This window comes from Skermania sp. ID1734, from assembly GCF_007489285.1.
Classification (GTDB): Bacteria; Actinomycetota; Actinomycetes; order Mycobacteriales; family Mycobacteriaceae; genus ID1734.
In genome coordinates, this window is sequence record NZ_VLIY01000007.1 from 1 (window position 1) to 13,969 (window position 13,969).

The following is a 13,969-nucleotide window of genomic DNA, read 5'->3' on the forward strand; positions in this document are numbered from 1 at the left end:
TCGCGGAGTTTACGGACCTCCGCCTTCAACGCCTTGATCTCGGCCTGCGCGTCGGTGCTCACTCCGGGGCGGGATCCGGCGTTGACGTCGGCCTGGACCAGCCATCGCCGGATGGTTTCCTTGCCCAGGCCGAGCTTGTTGCCGATGGCTTGACACATAGCGGTGTCGTTCGGGTAGTCCTGACGATGATCAGCGATCAACCGCAAGGCGCGTTCCTTCACGGCGGGGTCGATTATTTTGCCCATAACTGCATCCTCCTGCACTCAAACAGGAGCGGCAGAAAACCCGTGACGGTTCAGTGATGTCGCCGCGGCCGTGGCAGCGCAGGTAGGCCTGGTCGATCGCGTACCCGATGCCGCTGCCGGGGCGGTCCTTGACCACGGGTTCGGTGTCGGGGTCGACGCCGGGTCGTGGTTGCCAGGGTTGCCGCCGCGGCGGTGACGGCGGCACGGTGCCGGGGCGGTAGGGGCGGGTGCAGGCGATCACCTCGCGGGTGCGCACGGTGGTTTCATCGGGCTGGTGTGGCGCGGCATCGATATCCGCGCTGCCCGCGTCGTCCTCGGCCGCGCCGTCCGCGGTGTGGGCTTCGAATCCGGTGACCGGGTCGTCGCAGGCGGCATCGGTTGCCGCATCGTCTTCGTCCGCAGCGTCCGTTGCGGCTTCTCTGGCAGCCTCGGTGTCGGTGTCACTGCCGGTGTCGGTGTCGGTGTCGGTGCGGGTGGCGTGGTTGCGGATGTCGGTGAGCAGGGCGCGCCAGGTGGCGTCGCTGGCCAGGGTGCGGGCGAGTTCGGGGTCTAGGGGGGTGCCGTCGGGCAGGGTGGCGGGGTTGTTGCTGAGTGCGAGCAGGGTGTCGATGTCGATGAGGATGTTGAGCAGGTGCGCGCGCCGCGGCGGGTTCTGTATCCGGGTTTTGGGGCATTGTTCGCGGCCGCAGTGGCACAGCAGGTGGGATTCGCCGTGGAGCAGGGCCATGAGCGCGTCCGCGCGTAGCTCTTTGACGGGGCGGGGGTCGGCGGCGCAGACGGTGGCGGCGAGTTCGCTGATCAGCTGGTCGGCTTCGGCGCCTTCCAGGTCGGTCAGGCAGGCGGTGAGCCAGGTCATGCCGTTGGTGCCGCGGCGGGTGTAGGCGGTGCGGTCGCTGCGGTGTTTGGCCGCGCGTACGGTGTGGGCTTCGTCGGGGTCGTGGCGCATCCAGATCCGCCAGATCGCCGAGCGGAGTGGTTGCGGGGACAGGTGCGCGGCGGCGGCGAGGACGTCGGCTTCGATCGCGGCGACGGTGGCGGCGCTCGCGTCGGCCAGGACGGTGGCGATGACGCGGACCGTCGCATAGTCGAGGTCGCCGGCGGCGAAGGCGTCGCGGGTCAACTCGAGGCGGGCCAGTTGCTGATCCACCGTCACCAGGGTGTCGGCGCTGGACTGGGCGATACCGAGGGCGACAGCGATCTCGGCGACCGCGGACTGGGCGGCGATCAGCCCGTCGGCGCCGGTGTCGGCGGCGATACCGAGGCGGTGTTCCCACACGCCGGTGGCCGCGCGCATCAGCCGGTAGGCGGCCCGGTTGGCCTCGACCCGGTGTTCTTCGAGGCAGGCCAGGGCGGCGTCGACGCGGTCGAACGCGTCGGGCGGCACCTCCAACAATTCCTCGAACATGTGTTCTATGCTACCCGAAATGTCCGACTTGTGCCAGAAAGATTTCGCGGACCTCTGACGCGAATTCTCGCGTCTGAAGGTCTTTCGTCGAGGGGTACCTCGTAAGGTCACGTCCGCGCTCGACGCTCGTTTAGCGGTAGACCCTTTGACCCGTCTGCTCGTGCAAAACCGGCCTATGCCTATCGTGCCTCTTCGGAAATCCGAGTGCACTGGAGCCTGGTCGCGGCGGCGATGGTTCAAGCGCTGGCAGCGGGCTGCTGTGTCTGCTGGTAGACGGCGAGTCGCCAGGTGCCGTCGCGTCGCACGTATGCGCTGCTCATCAGGCCGACGAATGCTGGGTCGCTGCCTTCCCGATACGCGCGGCCGACGTAGACGAGGGCCGCGCTGTCGGCGCCGAGGTCAATTAACCGGACATCGCTGATTTCGTAGGTGCGCCACGGTGGCGCTTGCTTGAGCGCTGCGACGACAGTGTCGCGGTCCATCAGTTCGCCGTTGGCCAGCACCATGACGGCGTCGTCGGTCATCACCTCGCCGTAGAAGCCATCTCCCGTGCCATTGCACAGCGAGCCCCATCCACGCCGCTCGACCGCAAGCAGTTCCGCTTCGACGTTCTGGTTCACCATCACGTGATCGTATTCCACGTGGTCGCGTTGGCCAGCCGAAACTAGCCAGTGCCAGAACCCCTTACCCCTCCCCGGCCATCTCCTTCATCACTGCTTCGAACTCCACCCGCATTCGCGCCTCGAACGCATGCACCGCCTTGAGCGGCCGCAGCATCACGGTGAAATCGTCGATCAAGCCCTCGGAATTGGTGTGCAGGAAGTCGCACCCCTCGATGGTCAACTCACCGACTCGGGCCCGAAACACCAGCGCGGCATCACCTTCCGCCTCCGACCCGATCTCGCGCTCGTACTCAAAGTCCTCGAAGATCTTCGACACGGCGCGCAGAATCCAGGTTAGTGTTTCGCGACCCTGATATGGCTTGTGCGCGATTGGGCTATGAAAGACAACGTCTTCGGCGAAGAGCTCGCCGATGTCCTCAAAGCCGCGAGTCTCAACTGCGGTACGGAACTTGTGCATTCGTCTCCTTAGTCTAAGACCCGCGCGCCTGCGGTGTCGGCCAGCCACTGGTGTGCGAGCAAGTCCAGCGTCCCGTCGGCATACAAGGAATCGATTGCGGCGCTGACACACTGGGTCATCGGTGAGTTCTTCTGCAGGACCAGGCCGAAGTGATCGGTGGCCTGGCTGGTCCGCGAAAACTGGCCGACAAGCACGCTGTTCGGCAACTGATCGGTGACAATCTGGAAGCCCGTCGGCAGATCGACGATGAGCGCATCGATTTGGCCTGCCGCCAATGCGTTCTTCGCTTCATCGTTGGTCGTGTACGTGCGCGGTGGAACTTTGGGGCGCAACGTTCCGACGATCGCCGCCATGCTGGTCGAATCTGCCAGGGCGCCAAGGCGTAACCCGCTCAGGCCGGCCAGCGCCTTCGCCTGCGCAGCCGGGTTGCCCTTCATCGCGACGACAGCCTGCGCGACCGTGTAGTAGGGCGAGGAGAAGTCGACGTTGGCTCGACGGGAATCGTCGATGGTGAATTCGTTGACGTCGAAGTCGAACTGTTTGTCGCCGGGTTGTAACGCCTGAGCAAACGGCACGGAGACATATCGCAGCTGGCCCTTGCCGTATCCCAGCAACTCAGCCACCCGTTGGGCAACCGCGCCCTCGAAGCCCTTGCCGTTGGACGGGTCATTTGCGAAGAACCAGGGGGAGTACGCGGGTTTGTCCGTCGCGATCGTGAGGACGCCCGGGGTGACGCCGACATTGCTCGTGGGCCCGCACTGCTTGGCGGCCGCGATGGGGGTCACTGGGGCTTCGGCACCCGAACTCGCGCTGTTCGACGGCACGACCGTATGCGACGGTGTTCCGCAGGCGCTGATCAGCACTATCGCGCTCGACGCGACCACCGCGGCGGCGCGGCGGGTACATCGATAACGGGGCACGCGGCCAATCTTGCCCGCCCGTAGTCGTGTGCGGCAAGGTTTGGGTATGGCAACCCGCACCTTCGGCGAGACCCGGGTTGAACTGAGCAACCTGGACAAAGTGCTCTATCCGGAGACGGGTACCACAAAGGGTGAGGTCATCGACTACTACATCGAGATCGCACCAGCAATCCTGCCGCACATCGTGGGTCGGCCCGTCACGCGAAAACGCTGGCCGAACGGGGTGGAGGAGCCGCCGTTCTTCGAAAAGAATCTCGCCGAGCACGCACCGGACTGGTTGCCGCGCAAAACCATTCGACACAAGAGCCGGGTGACCGTGTATCCGCTCATCGACTCGGTTGCCGGCATGGCGTGGCTCGGTCAACAGGCATCGCTGGAAATCCACGTGCCGCAGTGGCAGTTTCGCAATGACGAAATGGGGCCGGCGACTCGGCTCGTGTTCGACCTGGACCCCGGTCCCGGCGTCGGGCTCGTCGAGTGTGCCGAGGTTGCCCTGGCGGTTCGCGACATGGTGGCCCAAGTCGAGATGACCGCGTATCCGGTCACCAGTGGCAGTAAGGGGATCCACCTCTACGTTCCGTTGCATCGTCAACTCAGCCCGGGCGGCGCCTCGACCGTCGCCAAGCAGGTGGCGAAGAACCTCGAAAAGCTCTATCCGAACCTGGTTACCGCGACGATGGCCAAGTCGGTGCGGGCGGGCAAGATCTTTCTTGACTGGAGCCAGAACAACCCCGCTAAGACCACCATCGCGCCGTACTCCATGCGTGGCCGCAAGCGACCGATGGCTGCGGCGCCGCGTACGTGGGACGAGATAGAGAATGCTCAAACACTGGAGCAGCTGACGTTCACTGAGGTGCTCGAGCGTTATCGGACGCAGGGCGATCTGTTGCTGGACCTTGATCCACAGCCGGATTCGCTGGAGAAGTACCGCCGCATGCGTGATCCGGCCAAGACCCCGGAGCCAATGCCGGTGCGGGTCAACGCAAGTCATAACGGCAACGCCTTCGTCATCCAGGAACATCATGCCCGGCGACTGCACTGGGATGTCCGCCTCGAACGAGACGGCGTCCTGGTCTGCTGGGCCGTTCCACGGGGCGTCCCGACGTCGACCACAGAGAACCGGCTCGCAGTACACACCGAGGACCATCCCTTGGAGTACTTGACCTTTCACGGAACGATTCCGAAGGGCGAGTACGGCGGTGGCGAGATGACCATTTGGGACACCGGCACCTACGAAACCGAAAAGTGGCGCGACGACGAGGTGATAGTCGTGCTACACGGGGAACGCGTGCAGGGCCGGTTCGCGTTGATCCAGACCGAGGGCAAGAACTGGCTGATGCACCTGACGAAGGATCAGCCGCAATCCCACCCAGCGAACGACCTGCCGCGCGGGTTGTCGCCCATGCTCGCGACGGCCGGTTCGGTGCAGACACTCAAGGCGACAGAGTGGGCGTTCGAGGCCAAGTGGGACGGTTACCGGTTGATCATGGAAGTCGATCGCGGCGAGATGAAGCTGCGCAGTCGCGCCGGCAATGTGGTGACCGACCGCTACCCAGGACTGCAGCAGCTGGCGGACGAATTGGCCGAGCACCAGGTCGTTCTCGACGGTGAAGTGGTGGTCTTCGACGCCGACGGCGTCCCCAACTTCGGCTTGCTCCAACTGGGCGGCGAGGACGCCGAGTTCCTGGCATTCGATGTGTTGTATTTGGACGGCACCGCACTGCTCGGTAAGAAGTACACCGACCGCCGTCGGGTGCTCGAGGCGCTGGCCGCCAAGACCCCATCGATGGTGGTGCCGCCGCTGCTCGACGGCGACGGTAACCGAGCGCTCGCCGAGAGCAGATCCCACGGCTGGGAAGGGATCGTCGCAAAGCGGCGTGACTCGACGTACCTGCCGGGCAAGCGATCGCAGGCATGGATCAAGGAAAAGAATTGGCGCACCCAGGAAGTCGTGATTGGTGGTTGGCGCCGCGGCCAGGGCGCTCGCGGCGGCGGAATCGGCTCCCTGCTGGTCGGCATCCCCGAGGGCAACAAGCTGCGCTACGTCGGCCGGGTGGGTACGGGATTCACCGAACGCAATCTAGCCGACCTCGCCGCCACCCTGCGCAAGCTCGAGCGCAAGACCAGCCCATTCAACGAACAGTTGCCCGCAGCCGAGCGTAAGGACGCCACCTGGGTCACGCCGAAGATCGTCGGCGAGGTGCGCTACGGCGAGTGGACCGGCTCCGGACGGCTTCGGCATCCGGCCTGGCGCGGCCTCCGCCCTGACAAGTCGCCGCAGGATGTCGCACCGGAACCGTGACGGGACGGTTAGCATCGGCCAATGCGCCCGGGCATGCTGAGCTTGGCCGAACTGCACGCCGCCGTCCGTGACGGCTCGCTGGACACGGTCATTGTTGCGATGACCGACATGCAAGGACGCCTGCAAGGTAAGCGTTGCTCCGCCGAATTCTTTCTCGACAACGTCGTGCAGCACGCGGTCGAGGGCTGTAACTACCTCCTTGCCGTCGACGTGGAGATGACGCCGGTGAGCGGATTCGCGATGTCCTCATGGGACACCGGGTACGGCGACTTCGTGCTGCAACCGGACCTGTCGACGTTGCGTCGGGCGCCCTGGCATCCAGGCACCGCGCTCGTGGTGTGCGACCTGGAGCGGGTCGGCGGTGGGCCGGTGCCACCTTCGCCCCGCCAGGTGCTGCGCCGCCAGCTCGATAGGCTCGCCGAGCGCGGACTCGAAGCCTTCGTCGGCACCGAACTCGAGTTCATGATCTTCGACGAAAGTTATGAAACAGCCTGGCGCGCCGGGTATCACGGTATGACGCCCGCCAACCAGTACAACGTCGACTATTCGATCCTAGGTACGTCCAGAGTGGAGCCGCTGCTGCGGCGGATTCGCAACGACATGGCCGGCGCTGGACTCTACGTGGAGTCCGCCAAGGGCGAGTGCAACCCGGGCCAGCATGAGATCGCCTTTCGTTACGACAAGGCACTAGCTACCTGCGACAACCACAGCATTTACAAGACTGGCGCCAAAGAGATCGCGGCCCAAGAGGGCAAGAGCATCACCTTTATGGCTAAATACAATGAGCGCGAGGGAAACTCGTGCCACATCCACCTCAGCCTCCGATCCCTGACCGGTGCCGCCGTGCTCGCCGGTGACGGCCCACACGGGTATACCCCGCTCATGTCGCAAATTATCGCCGGCCAGCTGGCCTGCCTGCGAGAACTCACCTACTTCTTGGCTCCGAACATCAACTCCTACAAACGCTTTGCCGACGACAGTTTCGCGCCGACTGCGGTGGCGTGGGGGATAGATAACCGAACATGCGCCCTACGCGTGGTTGGACAGGGGGATTCGCTCCGCGTGGAGAATCGGGTGCCGGGTGGTGACGTCAATCCCTATCTCGCCGTAGCCGCGCTGATCGCCGCTGCGTTGCACGGCATTGACAATGCGCTGCCGCTCGAGGATCCGTTCGAGGGCAACGCGTACAAGTCCGACCGGGCGAGAGTCCCACGCACGCTCCGGGATGCCGCAGAACTATTGGCACAGAGCGAGGTGGCCCGCACCGCCTTCGGCAACGACGTGGTCGACCACTATCTGAACGCCGCGAGGGTGGAGCTCGCCGCGTTCGAAACCGCGGTCACCGACTGGGAGCGCAAGCGTGGCTTCGAGCGGCTCTGATCAGCGTCCGGTCATCGGCATCACGACCTATGTGGAGCGGGCCGCATACGGTGTGTGGGACAACGACTGCGCGCTGCTACCGCGGGAGTACATCGACGAAGTGGCCGCCGCCGACGCCGTGCCGGTCCTGATTGCACCTCTCGGCGGCGGGGCCGCCAGCATTGTGGAACGCATTGACGCGCTGGTGCTCTCCGGCGGCTCGGACGTGGACCCGGCGCGCTATGGACACGAGCGGCAACCGCAGACAGTCGGAATCCGGCCTGAACGAGACGAATTCGAACTCGAACTCTTCGCCGCCGCCCGCGTCCGGCGCATTCCGGTTCTCGGCATCTGCCGTGGACTGCAGTTGCTCAACGTCGCGCTAGGCGGCACGTTGCATCAGCATCTTCCCGATCTTGGTCGACATCGAAACCACCTACCGGATCCCGGCGTTTTCGGCACGCACACCGTCCGAACGGAACCTGGCAGCGCGGTCGAGTCGATTACTGGGCCGTCCGTCACCGTGCACTGCCACCATCACCAGGGCATAGCCGAACTGGGATCCGGACTGCGGGCGACGGCCTGGGCCGAAGACGGGACGATCGAAGCCGTCGAGGCGCAGTCGGTACTCGGCGTGCAATGGCATCCGGAGCAGACGTCGGGCGCGGTGGGATTGTTCGCAGCGTTGGCTCGGCACGCCACGAATGGGAGTGCGGGATGAGCGCACACGGTGTGGTGAATCCCGCCACTGAAGAGGTCATTGGAACCGTCGATCTTTGTGACGCGGCTTCAACCGATGCCGCAATCGAGCGCTCGCACAAAGCGTTTTCCGCCTGGCGAGCAGTGTCGCCCGGTGATCGAGCGCGATTGTTGCGCCGGTTCGCCGAGGGTGTGGATGCGAACCTCGAGGAGTTGGCGCAGCTCGAGGTGGCCAACTCTGGACACACCATCAGCAACGCGCGGTGGGAGGCCGGCAACGTCCGGGACGTGCTGAACTACTACGCCGCCGCACCGGAACGGCTTATCGGCCAGCAGATCCCGGTGCCTGGCGGTGTGGATGTCACCTTCCACGAACCGCTCGGCGTGGTGGGTGTGATCGTGCCATGGAACTTTCCGATGCCCATCGCGGGCTGGGGGTTCGCGCCGGCACTAGCGGCGGGCAACACGGTAGTGCTGAAGCCTGCCGAACTGACTCCGTTGACGGCCATTCGCATCGGCGAAATAGCCAGGGAAGCAGGCATTCCCGAGGACGTACTCCAGATCCTGCCCGGCCGCGGTGCCGTCGTCGGACAACGCTTCGTCGATCATCCGCTGGTGCGCAAGATCGTGTTCACCGGTTCCACGGCGGTGGGCAAGCAGGTGATGGCGGGATGCGCCGCCCACGTCAAAAGGGTGACCCTGGAACTCGGCGGCAAGAACGCCAATATCATCTTTGCCGACGCTGACCTCGAGCGCGCGGCCGCGACCGCGCCCTATGGCGTCTTCGACAACGCCGGCCAGGACTGCTGCGCACGCAGCCGAATCCTCGTGCAGCGCAGCGTTTTCGATCGGTTCCTGGAACTGTTCGAGCCTGCCGTGAACGGGGTCGTAGTGGGCGACCCGGCGGCGGAAGCGACGGAGATGGGTCCCTTGATCTCCGCCGAACACCGCAGCCGGGTGGCTGGGTACCTTAACGAAACCACCGTGGCTTTTCAGGGCGACTGTCCGGACGGGCCCGGGTTCTGGTTTCCGCCCACTGTGGTGCTGCCAGCATCCAACTCCGAGCGCGTGGTCACCGAGGAGGTGTTCGGTCCGATCGTCACAGTCACCGCGTTCGACGACGAATCCGACGCGATCGCACTGGCAAACGACACGGAATATGGCCTGTCCGGATCGATCTGGACCACCAACGTCGGCCGTGCCTTGCGCGTCGCCCGGGCCGTGGAGGCGGGGAATCTTTCGGTGAACTCGCACTCCTCGGTGCGGTACTGGACGCCGTTCGGCGGCGTCAAGCAATCGGGGCTCGGACGCGAACTGGGCCCCGACGCACTCCACGCGTTCACCGAAACGAAGAACGTCTTCATCGCGACCGACTAAGGAGATGCAGTGCAACGCTTAACGGGTCGGGTGGCGGTGGTCACCGGCGGTGGCAGCGGAATCGGCTTGGCATCGGTGCGCCGGCTCGCCTCCGAAGGAGCCGTCGTGGTGGTGGCGGACATCGATCCGGTGGCGGGTGAGGCCGCCGCGGCCGAGGTCGGCGGTGATTTCGTTGCCGTAGACGTCACCGATTCCGACGCCGTGGCCGACCTTTTCGCCGGAACGGCGGATCGGCACGGCAGCGTCGACATCGCGTTCAACAATGCGGGAATCTCGCCGCCGGATGATGATTCGATTCTCGAAACGGGAATCGACGCGTGGCGCAAGGTGCAAGAGGTCAATCTGACGTCGGTGTACCTGTGCTGCAAGCATGTTCTCCCGCACATGCAGCGCCAGGGCAAGGGATCGATCATCAACACTGCGTCGTTCGTGGCGGTGCTCGGCGCGGCCACGTCGCAAATTTCCTACACCGCGTCCAAGGGCGGCGTGCTGGCGATGAGCCGGGAACTCGGCGTTCAGTTCGCGCGCGAGGGCATCAGAGTCAACGCGTTGTGCCCGGGTCCGGTGAATACACCGCTGCTGCAGGAACTTTTCGCGAAAGATCCCGAGCGGGCCGCGCGACGGCTCGTGCACATCCCGATGGGTCGCTTCGCCAATCCGGAGGAGATCGCCGCGGCCGTCGCCTTTCTCGCCAGCGACGACTCGTCATTCATCACCGCGTCCCAATTCTTAGTCGACGGCGGGATCTCGGGGGCCTATGTGACGCCGCTCTAGCGGCTACACCAGAACCTGCAGCAACGACCCGGCCACACAGATCGCGGCCACAAGCACCGCCGCCGTAGCGTCGGGTCGTCCCGGCCGCGTCGGATGCGCCGTGAGTTGACCGGTCCCACCGCGGGCGGTGATCGCCTCGCCGAGCTCACTGGCCCGGCGCATCGACACCGACATCACGGCGGTGATCAGGTCGATGAGCGAGTTGTCACGCGGGCCGTGCGGATGCCCGCCTTTCGGTCGTAACCGACGCGCCGCCTTGAGGATTCGCATTTCCTCGATGAGCAGCGGCAGACTGCGCAGGCACAGGGCCACGGCCACCGCCCACTCGTCGATAGGCAGCCGGAGCCGCCGCAGCGGCGCGCCGAGCGTGGCCAGTGCCGGCGCCACCTCGTTGAGCGGCGTCGTCCAGGCAATGAGCATCGAGATGCCCAGCAACAAGAATCCCAGCAGCACAAGCTGGAGGTAGCTGACCACCGCACCCAGGCCCACCGGAACGACCAATCCGAATGCGATAGCGAGCAGTCCCCAGAACCACCAGGGAGGCCGCGGTATCGCGCTGAGCGGCACCCGGGCCAGTGCGGCGGTGCCGACCAGGAACGCCGTCACCAAACCGAGAACCGGCCAGGACGGTGCGTACATCAGCAATATGCTCAGCGCGAGGACGGAGACGATCTTGGTTCCCGCCCACAGCCGGTGCACCGACGTGTCAGCCGGGATGCGGCGAAGCAGGACCATTTTCACCGCGGACCACCTCCCACGAGGTCGGGCTGGGCTATCCGGCCGTCGGCGAGCCGGATGATCCGGTTGCACAACACGTCGGCGCCCTCGGTGTCATGGGAGATCACGACGATCGTGAAGCCGCGGCGCCGAAGCTGGGCAAGCAGTTCGATGATTTCGCGCCGTCCCCGCGGATCCAGTCCGGCCAGCGGTTCGTCGAGCACCATCAGTCGCGGCTTGCTGGCCAGAATCGCCGCGAGCAGCAACCGGCGCGCCTGTCCGCCACTGAGTTCGTCGATCGAACGTCCCGCCATCGCTCGGTCCAGCCCCACCGAATCCAATGCGCGCCCCACCCCGCCCGAACCGACGGATGGGCCTCCCCAGGACCGGATCTCGGCGCCCACGGTGGCCCGATGCAGTTGCAGCCGCGAATGCTGAAAAGCCAGACCAACCTGCCCGACCTGCGATGTCGTCGGTTTGCCGTCGAGTTCGCAGGTGCCCGAGGACGGTGCCATGAGCCCCGCCATCAGCCAAGCCAAGGTCGATTTACCCGATCCGTTGCCGCCGACTATCAGCACCGCGTCACCACGGTTGACGGTCAGATCGATGCCGTGCAGCGCTTCGGTCGCCCACGGCGTGCCTTCGAGGTAGGTGTGTCGTACCCCGGACAGTTGCAGCAGCGGCGGCCCCGGCGGATGGTCGGGTACTGGCGAGATGGCCGGTTGGACCCACTCCGGCACCTGCGGGACTATTCGTCCCGCTTGCAGGTGCACCACTCGATCGGCCTCGGCGGCCTCGGACTCCTGATGGGTTATCAGCACCACCGCCATCTGGTGCCGTTTCGGCAAATCGGCGAGCAGGGCCACCAGATCGTTGCGGCCGGCCGGGTCGACCATCGAGGTTGCCTCGTCGGCGATCAACAGTCGGGGCTCGCGGGCGAGCGCGGCCGCCACCGCCAGGCGTTGTTGCTGACCGCCCGACAGCGAATTTGTCTCGCGCGCTTCCAGCCCGGCCAGCCCAACCTCGGCGAGCTTGGCCGCCACGTCGACGTGCTGGCTCTTCGGCAAGCCCCACACCACATCGTCGGCGACAAGAACGCCCAAAATCTGGCTCTCGGGTCGCTGCAGGATCACCGCCGTACCGCCGCGCTGGCCTAGCCCGGCTGAACCGGGCCGATCGGCAGTTCCCGTGGTGGGTGGCCGACCGGCGAGTATGCGGGCCAGCGTCGACTTGCCGGAGCCGTTGTGCCCGACAACCGCGACGAACTCGCCGGGACAGATGGCCAGGTCAATATTTTGCAGCGCCTCCGCGCGGGCGCCCGGATAGCGGTAGCTGACGTCGGTCAACCGCACCGGCACGGGATCGACGGAGCGCGGATCCGGCGGTGCGTCGAGCCTGTCGGTCGCGGGCAGCCAGGCCAACCTGTCGAGTACGGCGCCGAGGATGAACCAGGAAAACACCGCACCCACAATCACGCTGATGCAGACGGAGACCCCCAGCCAAAACCACCAGTAGTGCAGGATCCCGGCGACCATGCCCTCGAACCAGTCAGCCGCCGGACGGAGGAACTGTGCCCGGCTGGCGAGCTTGCGCAGTCCGGCCGCGGTGTTACGGACCGTGGCGAAAAACAACTCGCGGGAGGAGGCCAGAATGAGCAAAAGAGCGATCGACGCTAGCGCGCTGGCGAGTCCGGCAGCTATCGAGTAGACCAAAACCGTTGGCAGGCCGCGTTTTCGACGTTTGACGTCGCCCACGATGCCGCCCAGTACGGCGCAGGAGATGACGCCCAGGCTGACGGTGAGGCCGCCGGCGATGAACGCGACCATGCTGGCCGATATGGTGGCCGCCAGCAGGGCCCGCGGACGGTGCCGCTGGACGATGACTGCCATCGGAATTGCCGCGAGCAGCTGCAGGCCGCCCGCGAACGGAATGATCGAGGCGAGCACCGACAAGGCGATGGTGACGCCGCCGAGCACGGCGCCGGTCGCCAGCTCAATCGGGCGCAGCGGTCCAGTGGTGCTCACGGGTCCAGTGTGCCAGCCGGGTTCGGCAGCTTGTATTCATGCGCATGTACGCATATGTTGTGTGCGTGGGACACGACCATTCGCACGCCGTTATGCCGTCCAGCGCATCTGGTCGGCACGTGAAGCGACTCGGGGCCGCGTTCGGCATCGGCATGGCCTTCATGGTGCTGGAATTCGTCATCGCGGCGCTGACGTCCTCGTTAGCGTTGCTCTCCGATGCTGGACACATGCTGACCGACGTCGTCGGACTGGCGATGGCGCTGAGCGCGATCATGCTGGCTAAGCGCAGTGGCCCCACCCATACCCGCACCTTCGGCTACTACCGCGCCGAGGTGCTGGCGGCACTGGCCAACGCGATCCTGCTCTTCGCGGTGGCGGCATACGTCCTGTATGAGGCGATCCGCCGGATAGCCGAGCCGCCCGAGGTGCCGGGCATCCCGGTGCTCATCGTCGGTGGCGCCGCGCTGGTTGCCAATATCGTGTGCTTCCTGCTGCTGCGCGCGGGCGCGCAGGAGAGTCTCAATGTGCGCGGGGCGTACCTGGAGGTCCTTGCCGACCTGGTGGGTTCTGTCGGTGTCTTGATATCCGCGCTGATCACGATCACCACCGGTTGGCGGTATGCCGACATGATCATCGGTGTCGCGATCGGGCTGTGGGTGCTGCCGCGGACGTACACGCTCGCGCGGCGCTCGTTGCGGATCCTGTTTCAGCACAGCCCGGAAGGTCTCGACGTTGAATCGGTCGCCCTGGCGTTGGGGGCGTTGCCGGGAGTGGCCGATGTGCACGATCTGCACGTCTGGACGCTGACGTCCGGGATGGAAGTCGCCTCCGCACATCTCACTATGCACATAGGCGCGCGGCAGGAAGACGTCTTGCGGGGGGCCCAGCAATTGCTCGCGGTGGACTACCACATCTCCCACGCCACCCTGCAGGTCGAGGGGGCAGAAGCGGCGCGGCGGTGCGGGGAGTTGTCGTGGTGAGCGCTGGGCCCGCCTACTCGGTGATCACGGAGCCCGCCTACTCGGTGATCACGATTGAATGGTCGAGTTTCGGGGCCTTACAGCGAC

Annotated in this window: 13 protein-coding genes and 1 pseudogene; 7 read left to right on the forward strand and 7 right to left on the reverse strand. The window is 65.5% G+C overall.

The window, feature by feature from the left end; genetic code table 11:
- The 5 genes and pseudogenes from FOS14_RS10170 to FOS14_RS10190 form a co-directional block, all read right to left on the reverse strand.
- Positions 1 to 245 (reverse strand): annotated as a pseudogene (locus FOS14_RS10170) (IS3 family transposase); the annotation flags it as partial.
- Positions 190 to 1,650, reverse strand: coding sequence for a DUF222 domain-containing protein (locus FOS14_RS10175; protein WP_143770197.1), 1,461 nt, complete (start codon positions 1,648 to 1,650; stop codon positions 190 to 192). The pseudogene FOS14_RS10170 and the gene FOS14_RS10175, both read right to left, overlap by 56 nt.
- Positions 1,651 to 1,886: 236 nt before the next feature.
- Positions 1,887 to 2,273, reverse strand: coding sequence for a nuclear transport factor 2 family protein (locus FOS14_RS10180; RefSeq protein WP_143770198.1), 387 nt, complete (start codon positions 2,271 to 2,273; stop codon positions 1,887 to 1,889).
- Positions 2,274 to 2,334: 61 nt separating this feature from the next.
- Positions 2,335 to 2,730 (reverse strand): nuclear transport factor 2 family protein, encoded by a 396-nt coding sequence (locus tag FOS14_RS10185; RefSeq protein WP_143770199.1) that lies wholly within the window; start codon positions 2,728 to 2,730, stop codon positions 2,335 to 2,337.
- Between the two features lie 8 nt (positions 2,731 to 2,738).
- Positions 2,739 to 3,515, reverse strand: coding sequence for a transporter substrate-binding domain-containing protein (locus FOS14_RS10190; protein ID WP_255450222.1), 777 nt, complete (start codon positions 3,513 to 3,515; stop codon positions 2,739 to 2,741).
- On the opposite strand from FOS14_RS10190, the gene FOS14_RS25195 reads away from it, so the two are divergent.
- From FOS14_RS25195 to FOS14_RS10215, 6 genes are read left to right on the forward strand one after another with little or no spacing between them, the layout of a single operon-like run.
- Positions 3,505 to 3,642 (forward strand): hypothetical protein, encoded by a 138-nt coding sequence (locus FOS14_RS25195; RefSeq protein WP_255450223.1) that lies wholly within the window; start codon positions 3,505 to 3,507, stop codon positions 3,640 to 3,642. The two genes, FOS14_RS10190 and FOS14_RS25195, sit on opposite strands and share 11 nt — an antisense overlap.
- Before the next feature lie 54 nt (positions 3,643 to 3,696).
- On the forward strand, positions 3,697 to 5,952 hold the full coding sequence (locus FOS14_RS10195; RefSeq protein ID WP_143770201.1) for an ATP-dependent DNA ligase: 2,256 nt from the start codon (positions 3,697 to 3,699) through the stop codon (positions 5,950 to 5,952).
- Positions 5,953 to 5,973: 21 nt separating this feature from the next.
- On the forward strand, positions 5,974 to 7,332 hold the full coding sequence (locus FOS14_RS10200; RefSeq protein ID WP_255450224.1) for a glutamine synthetase family protein: 1,359 nt from the start codon (positions 5,974 to 5,976) through the stop codon (positions 7,330 to 7,332).
- Positions 7,313 to 8,032, forward strand: coding sequence for a gamma-glutamyl-gamma-aminobutyrate hydrolase family protein (locus tag FOS14_RS10205; protein ID WP_143770202.1), 720 nt, complete (start codon positions 7,313 to 7,315; stop codon positions 8,030 to 8,032). Before FOS14_RS10200 ends, FOS14_RS10205 begins: the two co-directional genes overlap by 20 nt.
- Positions 8,029 to 9,387, forward strand: coding sequence for an aldehyde dehydrogenase (locus tag FOS14_RS10210; protein ID WP_143770203.1), 1,359 nt, complete (start codon positions 8,029 to 8,031; stop codon positions 9,385 to 9,387). The genes FOS14_RS10205 and FOS14_RS10210 overlap by 4 nt, the downstream gene beginning before the upstream one ends.
- Positions 9,388 to 9,396: 9 nt before the next feature.
- Positions 9,397 to 10,161: a 3-oxoacyl-ACP reductase gene (locus FOS14_RS10215; RefSeq protein ID WP_143770204.1), complete on the forward strand. Its 765-nt coding sequence runs from the start codon at positions 9,397 to 9,399 to the stop codon at positions 10,159 to 10,161.
- Positions 10,162 to 10,164: 3 nt separating this feature from the next.
- Here FOS14_RS10215 and FOS14_RS10220 read toward each other — a convergent pair whose 3' ends face one another.
- On the reverse strand, positions 10,165 to 10,896 hold the full coding sequence (locus tag FOS14_RS10220) for an energy-coupling factor transporter transmembrane protein EcfT (protein WP_143770506.1): 732 nt from the start codon (positions 10,894 to 10,896) through the stop codon (positions 10,165 to 10,167).
- A 2-nt stretch (positions 10,897 to 10,898) separates the two neighbouring features.
- Positions 10,899 to 12,902, reverse strand: a complete 2,004-nt coding sequence (locus FOS14_RS10225; RefSeq protein WP_255450225.1) for an ABC transporter ATP-binding protein — start codon at positions 12,900 to 12,902, stop codon at positions 10,899 to 10,901.
- Positions 12,903 to 12,946: 44 nt separating this feature from the next.
- Here FOS14_RS10225 and FOS14_RS10230 point away from each other — a divergent pair, with 44 nt between their 5' ends.
- On the forward strand, positions 12,947 to 13,882 hold the full coding sequence (locus tag FOS14_RS10230) for a cation diffusion facilitator family transporter (RefSeq protein WP_143770510.1): 936 nt from the start codon (positions 12,947 to 12,949) through the stop codon (positions 13,880 to 13,882).
- The last annotated feature ends 87 nt before the right edge of the window (positions 13,883 to 13,969 follow it).